General features: G+C 57.0%; 18 protein-coding genes. 6 read left to right on the top strand and 12 right to left on the bottom strand.

Features of this window, described 5'->3' with window-relative positions:
- Positions 1 to 221 precede the first annotated feature (221 nt).
- From ACOSDM_RS17440 to ACOSDM_RS17415, 6 genes are all read right to left on the bottom strand, one after another.
- Positions 222 to 1,064 carry a 23S rRNA (adenine(2030)-N(6))-methyltransferase RlmJ gene (locus ACOSDM_RS17440; RefSeq protein ID WP_420725841.1) on the bottom strand — a complete coding sequence of 281 codons (843 nt, stop codon included), beginning with the start codon at positions 1,062 to 1,064 and terminating at the stop codon, positions 222 to 224.
- Positions 1,061 to 1,819, bottom strand: a complete 759-nt coding sequence (locus ACOSDM_RS17435) for a class I SAM-dependent methyltransferase (protein ID WP_420725840.1) — start codon at positions 1,817 to 1,819, stop codon at positions 1,061 to 1,063. Before ACOSDM_RS17435 ends, ACOSDM_RS17440 begins: the two co-directional genes overlap by 4 nt.
- 2 nt (positions 1,820 to 1,821) lie before the next feature.
- Entirely contained in the window at positions 1,822 to 3,459 is a 1,638-nt protein-coding gene (locus tag ACOSDM_RS17430) for a glycosyltransferase (protein WP_420725839.1), read from the bottom strand.
- Positions 3,460 to 3,461: 2 nt separating this feature from the next.
- A complete protein-coding gene (locus tag ACOSDM_RS17425; RefSeq protein WP_420725838.1) occupies positions 3,462 to 4,442 on the bottom strand; it encodes a lysylphosphatidylglycerol synthase transmembrane domain-containing protein in 981 nt (326 codons plus the stop codon).
- A 155-nt stretch (positions 4,443 to 4,597) separates the two neighbouring features.
- A complete protein-coding gene (locus tag ACOSDM_RS17420) occupies positions 4,598 to 7,189 on the bottom strand; it encodes a penicillin-binding protein 1A (RefSeq protein ID WP_420725837.1) in 2,592 nt (863 codons plus the stop codon).
- A gap of 168 nt (positions 7,190 to 7,357) precedes the next feature.
- Entirely contained in the window at positions 7,358 to 8,557 is a 1,200-nt protein-coding gene (locus ACOSDM_RS17415; RefSeq protein WP_420725836.1) for an N-acetylmuramoyl-L-alanine amidase, read from the bottom strand.
- Positions 8,558 to 9,392: 835 nt separating this feature from the next.
- Here ACOSDM_RS17415 and ACOSDM_RS17410 point away from each other — a divergent pair.
- From ACOSDM_RS17410 to ACOSDM_RS17400, 3 genes are all read left to right on the top strand, one after another.
- Complete coding sequence (locus ACOSDM_RS17410) at positions 9,393 to 12,158, top strand: Rne/Rng family ribonuclease (RefSeq protein ID WP_420725835.1); 2,766 nt, start codon at positions 9,393 to 9,395, stop codon at positions 12,156 to 12,158.
- 104 nt (positions 12,159 to 12,262) lie between these two features.
- A complete protein-coding gene (gene bcp, locus ACOSDM_RS17405; protein WP_420725834.1) occupies positions 12,263 to 12,727 on the top strand; it encodes a thioredoxin-dependent thiol peroxidase in 465 nt (154 codons plus the stop codon).
- Complete coding sequence (locus ACOSDM_RS17400; protein ID WP_420725833.1) at positions 12,724 to 13,542, top strand: ferritin-like domain-containing protein; 819 nt, start codon at positions 12,724 to 12,726, stop codon at positions 13,540 to 13,542. Before bcp ends, ACOSDM_RS17400 begins: the two co-directional genes overlap by 4 nt.
- Before the next feature lie 175 nt (positions 13,543 to 13,717).
- Here the strand turns inward: ACOSDM_RS17400 and ACOSDM_RS17395 are convergent, their stop codons facing one another.
- Positions 13,718 to 14,143: an organic hydroperoxide resistance protein gene (locus ACOSDM_RS17395; RefSeq protein WP_420725832.1), complete on the bottom strand. Its 426-nt coding sequence runs from the start codon at positions 14,141 to 14,143 to the stop codon at positions 13,718 to 13,720.
- 137 nt (positions 14,144 to 14,280) lie between these two features.
- On the opposite strand from ACOSDM_RS17395, the gene ACOSDM_RS17390 reads away from it, so the two are divergent.
- Positions 14,281 to 14,745, top strand: coding sequence for a MarR family winged helix-turn-helix transcriptional regulator (locus ACOSDM_RS17390; protein WP_420725831.1), 465 nt, complete (start codon positions 14,281 to 14,283; stop codon positions 14,743 to 14,745).
- A gap of 5 nt (positions 14,746 to 14,750) precedes the next feature.
- Here ACOSDM_RS17390 and ACOSDM_RS17385 read toward each other — a convergent pair whose 3' ends face one another.
- From ACOSDM_RS17385 to ACOSDM_RS17365, 5 genes are read right to left on the bottom strand one after another with little or no spacing between them, the layout of a single operon-like run.
- Entirely contained in the window at positions 14,751 to 15,806 is a 1,056-nt protein-coding gene (locus tag ACOSDM_RS17385) for an aminoglycoside phosphotransferase family protein (RefSeq protein ID WP_420725830.1), read from the bottom strand.
- On the bottom strand, positions 15,803 to 16,411 hold the full coding sequence (locus tag ACOSDM_RS17380) for a TIGR04282 family arsenosugar biosynthesis glycosyltransferase (RefSeq protein WP_420725829.1): 609 nt from the start codon (positions 16,409 to 16,411) through the stop codon (positions 15,803 to 15,805). The genes ACOSDM_RS17385 and ACOSDM_RS17380 overlap by 4 nt, the downstream gene beginning before the upstream one ends.
- Positions 16,408 to 17,094, bottom strand: a complete 687-nt coding sequence (locus ACOSDM_RS17375; RefSeq protein WP_420725828.1) for a TIGR04283 family arsenosugar biosynthesis glycosyltransferase — start codon at positions 17,092 to 17,094, stop codon at positions 16,408 to 16,410. Before ACOSDM_RS17375 ends, ACOSDM_RS17380 begins: the two co-directional genes overlap by 4 nt.
- Positions 17,095 to 17,100: 6 nt before the next feature.
- Positions 17,101 to 17,349, bottom strand: coding sequence for a membrane protein insertion efficiency factor YidD (gene yidD, locus ACOSDM_RS17370; RefSeq protein WP_420725827.1), 249 nt, complete (start codon positions 17,347 to 17,349; stop codon positions 17,101 to 17,103).
- Complete coding sequence (locus ACOSDM_RS17365; RefSeq protein WP_420725826.1) at positions 17,339 to 17,797, bottom strand: iron-sulfur cluster assembly scaffold protein; 459 nt, start codon at positions 17,795 to 17,797, stop codon at positions 17,339 to 17,341. The genes yidD and ACOSDM_RS17365 overlap by 11 nt, the downstream gene beginning before the upstream one ends.
- A gap of 150 nt (positions 17,798 to 17,947) precedes the next feature.
- Here ACOSDM_RS17365 and folE point away from each other — a divergent pair, with 150 nt between their 5' ends.
- Together folE and ACOSDM_RS17355 are read left to right on the top strand one after the other, a co-directional pair.
- A complete protein-coding gene (gene folE, locus ACOSDM_RS17360; RefSeq protein WP_420725825.1) occupies positions 17,948 to 18,544 on the top strand; it encodes a GTP cyclohydrolase I FolE in 597 nt (198 codons plus the stop codon).
- 259 nt (positions 18,545 to 18,803) lie between these two features.
- A complete protein-coding gene (locus ACOSDM_RS17355) occupies positions 18,804 to 19,223 on the top strand; it encodes an AtpZ/AtpI family protein (protein ID WP_420725824.1) in 420 nt (139 codons plus the stop codon).
- Positions 19,224 to 19,233 lie beyond the last annotated feature (10 nt).

Genomic DNA, 19,233 nt, shown 5'->3' with positions numbered 1-19,233 from the left:
GGGTTGGGGTGGGGGTGATAGGCCGCAAGGCCTTCGCCTGCAGTAGACTGAATTGCGGAGGAGAGAGCACCCCCCTCCCAACCTCCCCCCCTCAAGGGGGGAGGAGCAAGATATGGAGCTCCCCTCCTCAAGGGGGGAGGAGTAAGATATGGGGCTCCCCCCTTAAGGGGGGAGGGGTAAAACATGAGGCTTCCTCGCTAAGGCAAAAGAGGGTGGCAGGCTTAGAACCTATCCACCCGTGATCCGGCCTGGGCGTCCTGACCTAGGATATGGGCAAGCGACGGCATGCCGATATTCAGGGTTTCTTCCATGGGCCAGATCGGATTGAGCAACAGCAATCCGCTGCCGGTCAGGCCGGCTTCTTCGCGGTCGGGCGCAGTGACCCACACTTCACAGCGCAGGCGTCCCCGGTCTGTGGCGGGCAGCGCCTCACTCAATTTATGAGTCAGCACATCGCCCAGCGCGCGGGTCTTGATAGGATACCAGATGGCGACACTGGCGCTGGGGAATCGCACCATGCCGTCGACCACGGCTTTGACGATCCGGGCGATTTCGTCAGGTGTCTCATAGGGGGGATCGATCAGGACCAGGCCCCGTCGTTCCTTGGGCGGCAGGGTTGACGGGATTACTGTATATCCATCCCGCTGCAGAACCTGGGCAGCACGGGTCTGGCGCAGGGTTTCGCGCAACAGGCGGGCTTCCTCTGGATGGGCTTCCACAGCGATGAAGCGGTCCCCTGGGCGCAGGGCTTGGGCGACCAGCCAGGGGGATCCCGGATACCAGCGCAATCCGCCGTCTGGGTTCAGGTCGCGGATGGTCTTTGCATAGGCTTCAAAACAGCCTGGCAGGGGCTCTGCATCCAGAAACCGGGCGATGCCTTGTGCCGCTTCGCCGGTGCGTTCCGTTTCTTCCCGGGCAAGGTCGTAGAAGCCCGCCCCGGCATGGCTGTCCAGCACGAAGAAGGGTTTGTCCTTCGCACACAGACGCTCCAGCAACAGGGTCAGGACCCAGTGTTTGTGTACATCAGCAAAGTTTCCCGCATGAAAGGCGTGGCGGTAATTCATGGCGTTGCTGTGTGCCGCTTTTCCATCACCACGAACAGTCGGAACCCGATCAGGCTGCCCATCCAGGGGATTAGTTTGTCCTCCAGGCGTAGTAAGGGGTCGACGAGGGACGCGGGCAACAGGGACCAGGCCTTAAACCCGCCAGACAGGGGATAGGCAAACAGGCTCAACCACTGGCGGCTGACGGTGCGCAAGGCAGGCACCCCTTCGGACAGGGATATGCGGTGTTCTTCGCGCCGGTACAGAAGGGTGGGAATGGCTTGGTTGGACTCAAACGGGTCCTTTGTTGCGCCATACTCTTGTTTGACCATCGGGTCGACAGACATATCCACGGGTTCTTCATGCAGATAATTATAGAAGACCCAGCTCAACGGCGTGATGCCCGGTTCGATCAGCGCGATCCTGCCACCGGGCTTCAGCACCCGTGCTGTTTCGGTAAAGAATGTCTTTGGATCGGCCAGATGGTGCAGCACGTCGACCATGAATATCCCGTCAAAGGCATCATCCGGGAAGGGCAGATGATGGGCATCGGCCACAGTATCGACCCAGGGCGCTGGCAGGATGTCCAGTCGGGTGACGTCCATGCCCTTTGTGAAATCCCGGCTGTGCCCGGACCCGGCGCCGACCTCCAGATGGGCCCCACCTTGGGGCAGGGCGGCCAGCATGCGGCGATAATAGTCGCCATAGACTGCGCGCAGCCCGGCCTTTTTAGACCAGACCTTGCCATGGGCGGTCAGGCGGGGATCGATGCTCACAATCAGAAGGCCTTCAGCTTGCGCCAGGCGAAGACGACCATTTTCAGCAACAACCAGCCATCGCGGAACCGGCTGATCTGCGGCTCACCATAGGTGCGGTCCGCATAGCGCATCGGAATCTCAATGATTTTTAGGTTCTGCTTTGCTGCGCCAAAGATCAGGTCAAAGTCGCCGAACGGATCAAAATCCCCGAAATAGCTGCGGCCTGCCTGAATCTTGTGATAGTCGGCACGCGTCAGAACCTTCGTGCCGCACAGCGTATCGGTGAAACGCTGGTTCAGAAGGAAAGAAAAGATCATCGCAAAGGTCCGGTTGGCCCAATAATTCAGGAAGCGCATCGCCCCCTTCTCCATGGGATAGACCAGGCGGGAGCCATTGATGAACTCCCCCTTGCCGGTGGCGATGGCCTCATAGAATTTTGGCAGTTCTTCCGGCGGCATGGTCAGGTCGGCATCCAGAATCATCAGGATATCGCCACGCGCCTCGTCAAAGCCCTTGCGGACGGCATCGCCCTTGCCCTTGCCCGGCTGCTTGAAGACCTTGATGTCCCAGGCGCCATTTTCAGGCTTCGCATAGTGATCGCGCACCCGTTCGCATTCCTCAAATGTGCCGTCTGACGAATTGCCTTCGACATACAACACTTCCATATCTTTGCAGAAGCGTGGCAGGCGCGTGATGGCGCTTTCGATATTGCCTTTCTCATTTCGGCAGGGAACCAGAACCGTGGTCGACAAATCCTTGCGCTTCGCCTTGCGCTGGGAGCGGGCGACGATGAAATGACGCAGCGAGAGTTTCCGGATCAGGGGCAATGTCCCGATATAGCGATTGATCGCGGTTCCCACACCAAACAGGCGGGCGGGCACCAATTGGCGCCATTCGGTCTTGATTACATCGAAATCCGACAGGCCCAGAATGTTGCTGATATCGGCGGGGCTGAGGAAGTTCACTTCGGGCTGGGGCATTTTCAGGCCCGTCGCCTCCCCAGCGCGCAGCACCGGTTCCCACAAATGACTGTAATAGGTGATGACGATGCGGGTTTCCTCATCACACAGGTCGTGAATCTGTTCCAGCATCGCCTGACAGTCATCGACAAAGCCCAGCGTATCGGACAGCAGGATAAAATCATACGGACCCTGCAAGTCCTGGCGCAGGCTGTTTAACTGTTCGACATCGCCGACGCGAAACTGCAGCTCGGGATATTCATGTTCAGGATACGTGCTGCGCGCAACATCGACCATATTGGCGGAGAAATCGACCCCCATGCCAAAGGACGGCTTTAGGCCTGCCAATTGTGCGCCGGTGCCACAGCCCAGGTCCAGGATGCGCGACCCTTCCGGGATCAGGAATTTCAGGAAGGCCATATCATCGTCATAGAAACCGGCATTCTTGGCGCGCCAGTCATCCCGCTTGGCCGCCATCTGCTGATTGTATTCCAGGATTGCTGTTTTTCGGGCAGATAGCGTGTTTTGCCACCCATTTCGCCGAGGGATGGACAAGGGAGTTGTGGTTGTATCTCGGGATGTCTTGCGGGGCGCCGCTTTCTTAGGGCTCCCCTTTTTGGCGGTGCTTTTCTTTGAAACCGCCTTTTTGGCCGCAGCTTTCTTCGCTGTCGCTTTCTTTACGGTCGCCGTCTTTGCCACACTCACTCTCCTTTTTCCACCAGGGTCAGGGCTTCTGCATCCGCGCGGGTGGTGCCACTCATAAACCACACAATGCCGCCAACCAGTCCGACGGCCAGAATTTCCAGTCCCATTACAATGGACAGGGCAACCGCCCCCCCGGCATCGCCGCCGATAAGGGCGAATCCGGCTGCCATCGCACCCTCACGAACACCCCATCCACCAAGCGAGATTGGCAATGTTGCGATCAGGATAGACGTTGGCACGATAATCAGGCAATCCCAGTATGTGAACGGCAATGCCAAGGCCTGCGCAGAGATATAGGCCGTCAGCACAATGGTCAAATGTGTCCCCAGCGCAAGCAGCAGAATGGGTACAGCTTCGCGGGGGTGGCTGATCAACCGCACAAAAACACGCGACAGCTTAACAATAAAAGCACGGATGCGACCGCCCCGACCCTGTTCCGATTGCCGTGCGATCAGGACCACAATCCCGATGCCGATCATGCCGGCCAGACCGATTATCAGAAACCCCTTCAGGATGCTGTGATCGCCGGTTCGTTGCATCAACATCGGCAGGCCAATGGCGATCAGAAGACACAACCCGATCAGGCCGGTGATGCGATCCAATAATACACTGGTCAGTGCCTGTCCTACGGAAGCGCAAAATTTCCGAATGCGATAGACACGCATCACATCCCCGCCCACGGCGCCGGGCAGGGCCTGATTGAAGAACATGGCCTCCAGATAATACCGATAACTCAGCCGATAGGGCAGGGTGACCTGATCCATCCGCAACAGTCTGCGCCAACGTTCAGAATTTAATGCCAGTTGGAAAAAGATCAGCGCGGTCGCCAGGCCTAACCCCATGGGCTGTGCCGTGCTGAGACGATTTGCGATATCAGACAGGTCCAGCTTGGACGCGATCATCCAGAACAATGCCAGGGTCACAGCGATTTTCAGTGCCGTGAAAACACCTTTTCTCTGAACAGGGGAAAGGGGCATTCGGTTTGCGTTCCCAATTGGCTGACGACGGATCAGGGCCAACCTCGCCCCGAATTGGGCGCTGCATAGCGCCTTCCTGGTATTATGGCAACCAATCGGCCATTGCACAGTCTCTATTAGTTCGCGGGCTTTTCGGGTTAGGGGGCACTGACCGATTAATAAATACCGCTGGGCGCTGCGGGAGAATTCGGATTGTTGCCTGTCGGGGCGTTGTTTGTTGGTAAGGGAATCAGGCCATTACTCCCACTGGATGAAGTGGGGTCGGCCTCGTCCTCGGTCTGACCGCTTGGCTCGCCTGATTGGACGATTGGAAGAATTGGCGCGCCATTGCCTGTGATTATAACACTATCGGAATTGGCGCCAGGTTCGGTTCCGGCCTTAAAGGCTTCCTCAATGACTTTATTGCTGGAAGGACTGGCCAGTTTTCCGGTTTCGGCATCAATGCGCACCATGCGAATGCCAGGCGGCGTCCGGAAGGGAATGGCGGGTTTATCGGCCAGGGCTTGGCCCATGAATTCCTTGAAAACCGGGGCCGCAACCGAAGATCCGGTCTCTTGGCCTCCCCAGGGCTGGCGGCCCAAGGGAATTGGAGTGTCGAAACCAATAAAGATCCCGGCGACCAGATCAGGAGAAAATCCGACAAACCAGGTATCCCGGGAATCATTCGTTGTTCCGGTTTTGCCACCCAACGGCTTGCCCAGTTCGGCGATGCGGCGACCGGTCCCGCGTTGCACCACGCCTTCCAGCATGGTCACGATCTGATAAGCAGACGTTGGTGTCGTCAGTTGCACCCGGTTGTCTGGCAGGATCGGCACCGGCTGATTGTCCCAGTATTTGACATCACATTCAGGGCAGGTGCGATCATCATGCCGGAACACAGTTTTACCGTTACGGTCCTGAATTCGGTCGATCAATGTCGGTTCAACCTTCTTCCCGCCATTGACCAGTGCACCATAGGCCGCAACCATATCGATCAGGCGCACATCCGCAGATCCCAGCGCCATGGCCAATTGTGGCGGCATGTTCTTGACGATCCCGAACCGCTCGGCCGTTTCAGACACTTTATCCATACCAATCGCCTGGGCCAGACGCACCGTCATCAGATTGCGGGATTTTTCAATCCCGACGCGCATGGGGGATGGGCCATAGAATTCATTGGAGAAGTTTGACGGCTTCCATTTCCCCAGACCAGGCCCTTGATCAATGACGAAGGGTGCATCCAGAATGATCGTGGCAGGCGTATAGCCGTTTTCCAGGGCGGTCAGATACACAAAGGGCTTAAACGCCGACCCTGGTTGCCGATAGGCCTGGGTTGCCCGGTTGAACTGACTGGTTTCGAAACTCCATCCGCCGGACATGGCCAGTATGCGCCCGGTATGGGGGTCCATGGCGACAATGGCGCCATTGACTTCCGGTATCTGGCGCAGGCCATAGGTGCCTTTTGGATAGGGTTTTGGCGTTTCGCCTTCTTTATCTGGCGTGCTCTGAGTAACCGGGGCGACAAGAATGATATCCCCAACAGTCAGGACATCGCCAACCGAATTGATGGACGGCCCAACAGTGCGGTTTTCTCCCCCACGTGCGATGCGGGCCCAACGAACTTCATCCAAGGGAATTGTTCCGGTGGTTTTGTCCCGCAAGCCAATCGTTGCGGCGTCCTTGTCTACGGATAGGACAGCGGCGGGCACCCAATCCAAGGCACCTGCGGGTATTTCGAAGGCGATCAGTGCTTCCAGCCAGGGTTCATCGTCGCCCACACGCCCGATCGGCCCGCGATAGCCATGACGGTGATCATAGGCGATCAATCCATCCCGCAAGGACTGGCGGGCCATTTCCTGCAGCTTCGGGTCCAGCGAGGTTCGCACCGACAGCCCGCCGGAATACAGGCCGTCTTCGCCAAAGCGATCCCCCAGGGAACGCCGGACTTCTTCCAGAAAATACCCGGCATCAACCAGATCCGCGTCGGCGTGATCTTTAACGACCAGGGGCGATGCTGTTGCGACGGCGGCTTCTTCTGCGGTGATGAAGTTTTCTTCCAGCATACGGTCGATCACCCAGTTCCGACGGGCAATCGCAGCCTCTTTCCGCCGGATCGGGTGATAATTGTTTGGACCTTTTGGCAAAGCTGCCAGATAGGCGATTTCTGCAATCGTCAGATCATCCAGGCTTTTGTCAAAATAGTTCAAGGCGGCGGCGGCAACGCCATAAGACCGATAGCCCAGATAAATCTCGTTCAGATATAATTCCAGAATTCGGTCTTTATCCAGCGCGCGTTCGATGCGCAGCGCCAGGATTGCTTCTTTCACTTTGCGGGAAATGGATACTTCATTTGTCAGCAGGAAGTTTTTTGCCACCTGCTGCGTGATAGTAGACGCTCCAACCAGACGGCGACCCTGAGTGACGTTGACAATATTGGTGACGACAGCCCGGATAAGCGCCTGAATATCGACACCAAAATGTTTGTAGAAATTTTGATCTTCTGCCGCGATGAAACCTTCTGAAACACGTTTTGGAATTGCATCAATGGGAACGAAAACCCGCGATTCAACGGCAAATTCCGCCAACAGGCGGCCATCGCCTGCATGGACACGCGTCGATGTCGGTGGTTCATAATCCGCCAATTGCTTATAATCTGGCAGGCCCTGACCATAATGCCAGAAGGCCCAGCCAACGACGCCCAGCCCGGCAACACCGACCAGCAACCCCAGGAAAAACAGATACAAAAAGGCACGGCCGACAAAACGCATAGGGACTCCCTAAACAAACATCACAGGTATACTGCTGCCTACCATAAGGTCGGACAGATTTGTGCCACGCGGTAGCATATAAAGTCTACACGTTCAGATTGGGCGATTCCATGGTCCAATTGCGGCAAATTCGCTAAAGGTTTGCGGTGCATCTCAGATTTCAGGATCTCAGGACCGCTCCAATTTCTCTTTTCTGTCAAAATACAGATCAATCGACCGCACCATCCCATCGGCCATTTTTGCCTGATGCGATGCTGACATTAAGCTGGCCTCGTCCGACTTATTCGACAGATAACCCAACTCAATCAGGACGGAGGGTATATTAGGTGATTTTAGTACCGCAAAGCCAGCAAAGCGGTGCGGATTACGCAGCAAGCGCGCCGATGTCTGCATTTCATCCACCAGGATCTCTGCAAAATAGGCACTGCTTTGCTTAACACTTTGCTGTGCAAGGCTGATCAGTATGGATGTTACATCGGCTTCATACCCGGTCAAATCCGTCCCCGCCAACAGGTCAGACCTGTTTTCCTTGGTCGCCAGCGCTTCGGCTTCCTTGTCGGACGCCTTGTCAGACAGGGTGTACACAGACAGTCCCCGCAGGCTGGACGAGTTATGGGAATCCGCATGTAGGGAGATGAACAGCCCGGCATTCACTTCATGCGCAACCTGATACCGATCACGCAGGGGAATAAAGATGTCACGATCCCTGGTCAGGACAACATCATACCGCCCCGTTGCCTCCAGCGCTTTTTTCAATGCTTTGGCATAGGACAGAACGACCTTCTTTTCATAGACGCCACTGGTGCTGATGGCACCTGGATCGACCCCCCCATGGCCAGGGTCCAACACCACGACGCGCTTGTTAGAGCCCGGCGGTGGTCCTGGTGTTGCAATCGCCGGGGAAGACCGCGCCAATTCCTGCGCATAGGCACCCCAACCCGCAGATTCCATCGCCACAGTGGACGGGGTGGTCTTAGAGACCGGTCCCAGATCAATCACCACCCGTGGGCCGGAATTGTTCGCGGCGTCCAGAGCAAAATGGCGCATTACGGTCGCCGGGGCGGAAAGGTCGATGACAACGCGGGTGATACCGGGCTTAAAAAGACCGTGGCGATATCCGCCAATCAATCCCCGTCCCCGCACTTCGTCCAGTCCAGGTCCCTTCCAGTCAACAGATGGCAGATCAATCACCACGCGGTCTGGGCCGGCCAGTGTGAACACTTTGTAGGGGACGGCGCGATCAAATTCTAAAACAAATCTGGTCTCGCCCTCGCGCTCTCCAATACGGGCGTCGGACAGCACAGGACCGGATGATTGTGCACTGCTGATTTGCGGTACCAGTAATATTGAGCCGACGAGTAAAAGCATCGCGCGAAGCACGACCGATTGAAACAAGTGATTTATGAGGGGCTTAAGGCACCCCGTGCACGCCTGACGCATTCCGTGCCGCTCCTGACTCGGCAAGTCCCGTCCAGAATTTCATAGTAGATATGCCGTGAGTCGTCAGGAAATTCAAAGCACAAGGACAGTAAATTTATAAGTATCTTGAATTTATCTTCGGTTTAAGATTGTGCAACGCGCCATGCACAGATAGTCTCTCGCTTGAGAGAGTCCGTTTCGTGTCCGCCGCAGGGGGCGAACGGCAGCGCCGAAAAGCGGCGCGCCGCTGGTTTCCTTTGCGGGCCGGGCACAGGTCGGAACGATCCGGGGCACGCCGTTCGTCGCAGAGTTCGAGGACCCTTTTCGCAAAGGGCGCTAAGTCGACATTCTGGGATTGGGTTCGATGTCTCGTCGTTGCCGGGCGTGACGCTCTGCTGCTTTGTGTCCACGGCTTTTCTGACGAAAGGGCCGGAAACACAGGCTAACAGACTCATCGGCGCGTCTGGCTCGGTGGACGATTTCAGGATCGACCTATTCACCCGAACCACAGTGCCGCATTTTGAATTACCCCGGCCTGGCCGGTACTGAACCGCCCGGCGCCGCCGGATATAGTAAATGACGTATTAGAAGCAACGCGAAAGCGACACAATGAAACCAGTGAGCATAAGCGAGACGGAAAAGGGACTGCGTAACGCAATCCCCGTATCCGCAACGCGCCCGGCTCGCGCGACCCGATATCGGCGCTGCGTGGGAACGGTGATGCTTGCGCAACGGCTGCCGACGATCCGCGCGATAAGGGCCGGAGACGTCGAGGTAGGATTATATGACACGCAGAATGTTAATCGATGCGACCCACCCGGAAGAAACCCGGGTCGTCGTGGTAAATGGCAACCGGCTTGAGGAATTTGACTACGAAACAACGACAAAGAAGCAAATAAAAGGGAATGTTTACCTCGCGAAAGTAACGCGGGTTGAGCCATCCTTGCAGGCTGCTTTCGTTGAATATGGCGGCAACCGCCACGGGTTCCTGGCCTTTTCAGAAATTCATCCCGACTATTACCGCATTCCCGTCGGTGACCGTGAAGAACTGGTCGACGACGATCATGATTCCCAGGACGATGACGACGAAACCGCCGATAATGGCGATGGCGTTGAGGATATGGGTGCGGGTGAAGGCGTTGATGAAGCGGTTGAGGAAGCGTCCTTGCGCCGCCCGCGTTTGCGCCGCCAGTACAAAATTCAGGAAGTGATCAAGCGCCGTCAGGTGATGTTGATTCAGGTCGTGAAGGAAGAGCGCGGCAATAAAGGTGCTGCGCTGACCACCTATCTTTCGCTGGCCGGGCGCTATTGCGTTGTCATGCCCAATACGTCGCGCGGCGGCGGGGTCAGCCGCAAGATCGCCAATGTGGCGGACCGGAAGCGTCTGAAGACAATCCTGGCGGAACTGAATGTGCCGGAAGGCATGGCGATCATCCTGCGCACCGCCGGGGCCGAACGCTCCAAGGCGGAGGTAAAGCGCGACTTCGACTATATTATGAAGTTATGGGACGATATCCGCGAAAAGACGCTGGAATCCTCTGCTCCTTCCTTAATTCATGAGGAAGGCAATCTGATCAAGCGCGCCATCCGCGATGTCTATACCAAGGATATCGAAGAAGTGCTGATCGCCGGCGATGAAGGATATCGCGTCGCCAAGGATTTCATGCGCGCGCTGATCCCCAGCCACGCCAAAAAGGTCCAACCCTATAAGGATGATCAGGGCATTCCCTTGCTGCACCGCTATCAGGTGGAACAGCAATTGGCCCAGATCCATGAGCCAACGGTGCAGTTACGCTCGGGCGGATCGATTGTCATTCACCAGACCGAGGCTCTGGTCGCCATCGATGTGAACTCCGGCAAGTCAACGCGGGAACGGCATATCGAAGAAACCGCATTGAAGACCAATCTGGAGGCCGCTGATGAAGTGGCGCGCCAATTGCGCCTGCGGGATCTGGCCGGGCTGATCGTCATCGATTTCATCGACATGGATGAAAATCGCAATGATGCAGCGGTTGAGCGACGGCTGAAAGAGGCGCTGCGCCGGGATCGTGCCCGTATTCAGGTCGGGCGGATTTCCAGCTTCGGCTTGATGGAAATGTCCCGCCAGCGTCTGCGCCCCAGCCTGATTGAGGCGATGAGCCAACCCTGTCCGACCTGTGGTGGTGTTGGATACATTGTTTCGACAGAATCTGCGGCCCTGATGGTTACCCGCGCGATTGAGGAAGAGTGCCTGCGTCGCCGGGCGACCCAGGTCACAGCAAAAGTACCAGGATCGGTTGCGCTGTATGTCCTGAATCACAAGCGTGCAAGCTTGATGGAGATGGAAGGCCGGTATGGTATCACCGTTACCCTGGAAGCGGTCGATGGCATGTTGCCGCCGCACTATGAACTGACGCGGTCTGGTGCCGGCGAAGGTGAGGAAGGGGCGGAGCAGGTTGTTGAACGTGTTCCGGATCGTCCAATTGATCGGTCCGGTGAAACCGCGTCTGCGCCTCGCAGTAATGAGCGCCCACAACGCCCTGCTGCAGAAGGCAACGAAGACCGCAGCGGTCGTAAACGCAGCCGTCGTGGCGGGCGTCGTCGGGGGCGTCGCGATGAAGAATCGGCGGATGCAACGGTCGAAGATCAAACCGCACAGACCAACACCGATGGTGATGACGACGACACCGCTGTCGCCGAAGTCAATTCTGATTCCAACGGCCAGGAAAACCAAAGCAACGCCGCTGAAGGAGGCGATGGCGAGGATAAGACCCGCCGTCGTCGCAAGCGGGGCCGTCGTGGCGGTCGCCGCCGGAATCGCGGTCGGGAAGATGGTCAGGCCGCAGAAGGTCAGAATGGTGAAGGCCAGAATGGTGAAGGTCAGAATGGTGAAGGTCAGAATGGTGAAGGTCAGTCTGATATGCCAGATGGTCAAAGCCAGGCTGACAGCGGGTCGGAGAATTCTAACCAGATGCCACAAGACGGATCCGAGACCACGTCCTCTGAGGCGGGCAACGACGGGGATGAAAAGTCACGTCCACCGCGCCGCGGACGGGGTCGCGGACGCAAGCCATCGGCAGAAGCGGCATCATCCTCCCAGGACGGTCCGCAATTCGTACCTGAAAATGCCGCGAATGACAGTGCGGATGCCGGGCCCGAAACATCTGAACCTCAGGCGAAGGTGAAGCCGGCACGACGCAGCCGTAAGAAAGCGGCAGCGGCAAAGCCGGAAGCGGCGCCAGCCGTTGATTCTGTGACGGAAGAGGCGGCACCGACTGAGACCAGCGGTGACGATGCAAAAGCAGCAAAACCGGCAAAGCGGTCCCGCAAGAAGGCAGCCCCGGCAAAACCTAAACCTGCGAAGGCGGAAGCCACGGCAGGCGAAACCGTTGTGCAAGATACGATTCCGCCATCGTCGACACCTGCTGAGCCCGCCAGGGACCAGGTGATGGCCGCTGCGAATGAAGGGATGACGGATGTCCCCCCTGCATCGCCCACCCCGGAACCGGTCATTGTTGACGAACCACCGAAGAAGAAAAAGCGCGGCTGGTGGAATAAGGTAATTGGATAAAATCGCATGGGCCGCATTCCAATCCGGGATGCGGCCTTGCGATCCTTCGATCCAGCCTTAACTCTGTTCAGAGACGATCCAAACTGCAGATATGGGAGAATTCCATGGCACTTGAAGAAGGCGATGTCGCCCCTGATTTCACCCTTCCCACTGATGGCGGCGATAGCATTTCACTTTCTGCGTTGAAGGGTAAACCCGTCGTTCTGTATTTCTATCCCAAGGATGATACCCCCGGCTGCACCAAGGAAGCCTGTGGCTTTCGCGATGCGCAGGCGGACTTCTCCGGCGTTGGGGCGACGGTAATTGGCGTGTCAAAAGACAGCGTCGCCAAGCATGATAAATTCAAGGCCAAGTATGAACTGAATTTCCCCCTTGCTGCGGATGAAGATGGCACCGTGTGTGAGGCCTATGGCACTTGGGTCGAGAAAAGCATGTATGGCCGCAAATATATGGGCATTGATCGCGCCACCTTTCTGATTGATGCGGATGGCAAAGTGGCAAAGATCTGGCGCAAGGTGAAGGTTCCCGGCCATGTTGAGGCTGTTCAGGCGGCCCTGAAGGATCTGTGACCATCACGTTTGACAGGATGAGCCTGGGGGATGCGGCCATTCAGGTGTTGAGCACCGCCGATGCTCGCCAGAAAGCGACTGTTGCACGGGCTGTGTCCAGAGAATGGTTGTGCCGGAAATTGGGAGCTATAGCAGCGACCGAACCGGTACCGGATCGCCCAGCACGACCGGATCACCCGGTGTTGATGCTGCCCCGCGATGTCCCCCGCCGGAAAATCAATGCCGGTGTGGCGGGGCGAATCGCTCTGCTGCATGCCCTTGCCCATATCGAATTGAATGCCATTGATCTGGCATTTGATATGATTGCGCGATTTTCTGACCAGGATATGCCCGAAGCTTTTTTCGATGACTGGATCGCGGTTGGAGACGACGAGGCCCGCCACTTCCTGATGCTTGACGATCGCCTGCAAGAGCTTGGTGGGGCCTATGGAGACCTGCCGGCGCATGATGGTTTGTGGCAGGCAGCGATGGAAACCTCCCATGATCTGCTGGCCAGGCTGGCCATCGTGCCCATGGTTCTTGAGGCACGGGGATTGGATGTGACACCTGATATGATCAAACGCCTCCACGCGGCAGGGGACCAGCAAAGCGCAGAGGCCCTGACCATTATTCACGATGATGAAATCGGCCATGTTGCGGTTGGAAAACGATGGTTTGATCATGTTTGCGCCACCCGCGGATTAACCGATCCTGTCGCCGCCTGGCAGGATCTGGTGCGCAAGCATTTTAAGGGGGGATTGAAACCACCCTTTAACACAACCAGCCGTGATCTGGCAGGATTCCCAGAACAATATTACGCTGTTTTTGAGGCGTAAAATGGCGCGACCCGGATCGGAGTGTCTCCGACTGGGTCGCATTGTTCCGGCCGGATGTTTTCAGGCTGGCGTGCGTCGCAGCTTTTGCCCGTAGCCCCGCTACGCGCGGCAAGTTGCTCCTGCTCCAGCCTGAAAACCTCTCGGTCAGCGCGATCAAGAATGATCTGAATTTGCTCTAGACGACAGTCAACTGCACATCGATATTGTTGCGGGTCGCATTGGAATACGGGCAGACCTGGTGGGCTTTTTCGACCAGTTCTTGCGCCTTGTCTTTCTCCACACCGGGTAGGGAAACTTCCAATTCAACTTCCAGACCAAAACCGCCTTCTGAGCGGGGACCGATGCCAACGGTGGTGGTGACCGTCATATCATTCGGTATTTTCGGGCCCCCCTGCGAGGCGACGAACTTCATTGCCCCAATAAAACACGCGGCATAGCCGGCTGCGAAAAGCTGCTCCGGGTTTACGCCTTCCCCGCCGGCACCGCCCAATTCCTTGGGTGTTGCCATGGTGACATTAAAATTCCCATCCAGCGTTTCTGCTTTTCCATCTCGTCCGCCTGTGGCTCGGGCCGAGGTGCGGTATTTGACATCTACAGACATAAGGGTGTTCCTTTCAGAATATTATATCGCTTACGATTAAATCGCATACGATATTTAGAAACCGAGATGCGTTTGTCAAGCGCTTGCGATTAGATCGTGCGCGATTTATATTACACTTTCTAGAGAGGAGATACGTTGTGACGCATGACACTTTGGATGATTTAAGATATCCGAAAATCTCGGACCTTTTGTGTTTTTCGATTTATTCTGCCAGCCATGCCATCACCCGTATCTACAAGCCGTTTCTGGATGATCTGGGGGTGACCTATCCGCAATATCTTGTGCTGGTCGCCCTGTGGGAACAGGATAACCAGACTGTTGGGGGGCTGGGACGAATGCTGCATCTAGAATCCAATACTTTGACGCCTTTGCTCAAGCGGTTGGAATCGATGGGTATCCTGCAGCGCCAGCGCGACAGTAAGGATGAACGCCAGGTGCGCGTGGCGCTGACCGGGACTGGAAAGGAAATGCGGAAGCGCGCTGCACGTATTCCTGAATGCGTCAAACAGGTAACGGGAATGGAACTGACAGAGCTTCAGCGATTGCAAAAAGAGATTACCAGGCTACGGACACACCTGGATCAATTCGACCAGGATAAATAATCCATTCAGGACCAGTCCTGCCGGACTCTTTCGATAATCTCTGGCGATAGATACAGGTCCACACGACCCCGGACATGATCGATCAGACGGGCGCTGGTATTTTCCGCAGACCAGTCTTCGGTGTCCTGAACTTGATGTTTTGCCGCGCGGATTTGTTTCGCGCTCTCTACCCGCCATTTTGCGCACCAGGTGATAGACCACAGCCACATCAAACGCCGCATCGGCATCAGATAGGGGGACAGCACATCCCCCAATGCCGTCGGAAGGGATGCACGCCAGCAATCATAAAAGTGTGCGATCTCGTCACGGCTGGGCTCTGAATAGGTCGCGACATCCCAGGTGGTGGATGTGTAAAGCGTGGCATGGGCCAAATCGAACCCCGCCCCGCCATAGCGCCCCTTTTCCAAGTCCACCAGAATGGCAGTGCCATCATCCTTGACCAGAAAATTACCGGGATGGGCATCAAAGGATATCAGGGTCACCGGGGCCTTGGGTAAAGAGGCGATATCCTGTTCGGCGGCGCGCAGTTCTTCCCGGATCATGCGCAGACTGTCGGCGTCCAATTCGGCCTGGGGCAGGAAAGCGGCCTGGCCTTGCACTTCTGTCAATGTTTCCGCCATCGGATCGGTTTGATCTATCAGTGGCGGGCGTTCTGTGCGCTCGGGCAGGGGCAAGGTATGGATCGCGGCCAGGGCTTCGGCAGCGGCTGGCAAGTCATTGGGTGCAGATAAAACGGTGCCGTGAATATGTTCGACGATCAACGCCCCCATAGGAACGGTCTTGCTGGGCGACAGATAGCCGTGGAATTTCGGGGTATGGCCGCTGGCTTTCATCCGTTGAAAGCAGGCCGCCTGATAACGCAGGTTCCGTTCGGCATCCAGGCGCATCTGACTTTGTCTGGGCACCCGCAACAGCAGGTCGCGCCCGGACAGGATGACATGATCATGGGCCAGGCCGGATGTCGGCATAGGGATCAGCGAGTCCAGCGAGATATCTTGGAATCCCTGCATTTTTGTCAATGCTGCATGCAGTGCCGGGATCTGGTCGCTTAGCTGTGTCATCGCGCGCGCCTCCCTTCTTTCAAATAGGCTGCATAGCTGGCCCCGTCATCCACATCCGACAGCGGGTCCAGGAAGCCAACACACATCTCTGCTGGCAGCGTTGCAAGCGTTGCCGTCAGGGCATCGGGCGTCGACCAGGGGACATTTCGCATGAAAGCATAGGGCACCGGTCGTCGTCGTGCCAGGCCGACCAACCAATAGCCACCATCATCCGCAGGGCCGAAAATGGCATCGTTGGTGCCCAGTTTGTGAAAGGCCTGATGAATATGGCAAGGCTGAATGCCAGGTATGTCGGTGCCAATGATGATCGCCGGACCAGGCGGCATATGGCGCAGAACCCCGCTCATGCGGGCACCAAGGTCGCCGCGAGGCTGTACCAATACGGGCAATCCGGCAAAAGCTGGATGGGTCCCATCATCCTGGGCGGCAACCGCGATTGTCAGGGTCCAGGGGCCCGGCTGTAAGCGCCGGATCATGGTTTGCAGAGTGCCGCGATAGAAGCGCCACGCCTGTAACCTGCCGATATCCCTGGCCAGTCTGCTTTTCCCGACGCCCAGACGAGGGGCGCGGGCAAACAAAATCAGGTGTCTTCGCCTTTGGTTCATCGATATATCCATCGCAGCAATCGATTTGGTGCGCCACAGAAATACAGGAAAAGGCATGTCAGATTCTTTGCGCTGCGCCACAGATAACCATCGCGCTGAAACTTATCGGCGGCGGTCAGCAGGGGGGCGTCCAGGGCGACAAGACGCGCCTTGCCAATCTTCCGGACAAGCGCGACATCTTCCATCAGCGCCAGATCCGGTATGCCGCCCAGGCGCGCCAGAAATTCTTTGGAAATCAGCAACCCCTGATCGCCATAGGGCAATCCAAAGGTGCGACATCGCCAGGCGACCATGCGCTCCAAACGGCGTGCAGATGCGGAGTCGGAGTCCAGTTGGAATTGAAAATAGGCGGCCTGATTCCAGCGGGCCGGATCGGTGATAAAGGCCAGGATATAGGCGTCCCACCCCCGTGGCAGGGTCGAATCCGCATGCAGGAAGAACAGCCAATCGCCGAATGCCAGATCCTGGCCCGCGCGAAGCTGCGGTCCGCGTCCCCCCTCCGCCTGGGTGACGCGCGCCTGATGGCGGGCGGCGATTTCCACGCTGTCATCCTGGGACCCGCCATCACTGACAATGACGTCCAGGTCCAACCGCGCCGTGGTCAGCTGTGGTAAAAGTTGCGCCAGTGGCAGGGCTGCATTGCGGGTGGGTATGATAACACTCAGCGTTGGGGGGGAGGCCATCAGCAATCAATCCGGAACGGGGTCATAGCCAGACCCACCCCACGGATGGCAGCGCGTTATCCGCCGCAAGGTCAGCCGCCCCCCTTTAAGTGCACCATGCCGCCGGATGGCTTCCAGCCCATAGTCTGAACAGGTTGGCAGATAGCGACAGTGCCGACCCAGGAAGTAGGAGAGGGTGTAGCGGTATAAATAGATCAGCCCCAGCAGGAGACGGGCCGCTAAACCAATTCGGGGGGTGCCTTGCTCAGCGGGCATTTAGGGCCTCCTGCACCGCTTTCACCACTGCCTTGAAGGGTAATAGAATGGAAGCATGGCGGGATTTATGGCCCCGTGCTGGTTCCAGCACCGCCAGATCAGCCCACTCCCCCTGAGGCACTGGCCCGTTGCGCTTTAACATGTCTTCCAGCGCATCGCGGATTTGGGTCAATTCATTCAGACTTTTCCCCACGGCATGCGCCTTCATGATCGCGGCGGAAGATTGGCCCAGGGCGCAGGCGCGCACCTGTTGTCCATAGGCCTGCACCAGTCCGTTGGAATCCACTGTCACATCGACACGAATGCGACTGCCGCACAGGGGACTGTCCATTTGGACGCTGGCATCGGGATGGGCCAATCGGTCCTCTTTATTCAGGCCACCGGCAAGGCTGAGGATACGCGCATTATACAGCGCCTCATGGGCATTGGTCGGGCTTTGCTCTGCCATGAAATTCACCCTTTGTTGCCGGAATGGAACAAAACTAATAACAAATGTCGCCCCTGATATTGTTGACTTCACCGGTCATTGCAATGATATACCCGCATTCACGCGTTCGCGGATAGTCCGCTAAAACGCATTGGTATGAGGTTGCTTGTCATGTCGGACAAGGCGCTACGCCCCAAGATTGTCGCCGCTCGCCCCAGTTTTGAAGAGGCGGAAGACGCTGTGCGCACCCTGTTGCGCTGGGCTGGCGATGATCCCACCCGCGAGGGCCTGTTGGATACGCCCAGCCGCGTCGTGCGTTCCTATGAGGAATTCTACGCCGGCTATGCGGTTGACGCCGAAGAAGAATTGCGCCGCACCTTCGAAGAAACCGAAGGCTATGACGAGATGGTGATGCTGCGCAACATCCCGTTCCACAGCCATTGTGAACACCACATGGTCCCGATCATCGGGACGGCGCATGTGGCATATCTGCCGCAAAGCCGCGTTGTGGGCATTTCCAAACTGGCGCGCGTGGTTGATATTTATGCCCGTCGTCTGCAGACACAAGAAACCATGACGGTCCAGATCGCCGACACCATCTCCCGGGTGCTCAGCCCGCGCGGCGTGGCTGTTATGATCGATGCGGAACATCAATGCATGACCACACGCGGCATCCAAAAGCCGGGCGTCAGCACGATCACCACCCACCTGACCGGTGCCTTCCGCGAAAACCCGGAGATGCGCCGTGAATTCCTGGCGATGATCTAGAACGCAAGCTGTTGAAGGCCGTTTGTAAGCAGTCGGTCACGAGTCTGCCCCACTGATCTGAGATTCCATAAAAATTAACCTTTTCCTGATTGTCAGAAAAGGATGCTGCATCGCGGAATTTTCGCGTGGCTTTTCTTGACTCTCTCAGGCAGTCTGATTATGGTCCGCGCGCATGCTTGAAAGGGTGCTTTTGCCCCGGATTGGCATGCAAGGATGAAGGGGTGCTGACTGTGATGTTGGCCTTTCTGCAAGGTCGATCATGACCGGGGATGACAAAAAGTCTTCGTCAGCGGATTTCGATGCGCGATTGCGCGCGGCGCGGGATGCGTATGACGGGCGGACGGGGTCTTCCAGGTCACAGGAACAGGGGGATGCGCCGGACTCCGGGATGAAAGGGATTGGGTTCGCCATGCGCCTGGGGACCGAACTGGTCGCGGCGATTGGCATCGGGGTCGGTGTCGGCTATGGCCTGGATCAATGGCTTGGAACCACGCCCTGGTTGATGGTTTTGTTTTTCTTCTTCGGCGGGGCCGCCGGGGTGTTGAATGTGTACCGCCTGTCGATGGGCATGGATCAAACCGTCGGATGGCGGCGTATCGGGGGGCGATCTGGACCCCATTCTGGTGGCGCTGAAACAGGCGACGCAGATGGGGATCAGGAAGATCGCGGAAAAAAGTAATTGGAATTTG

The sequence above is a fragment of the Hwanghaeella sp. LZ110 genome (assembly GCF_048892525.1).
Taxonomy (GTDB): domain Bacteria; phylum Pseudomonadota; class Alphaproteobacteria; order UBA8366; family Aestuariispiraceae; genus Pacificispira.
This window is presented reverse-complemented; position numbering and strand designations above follow the sequence as displayed.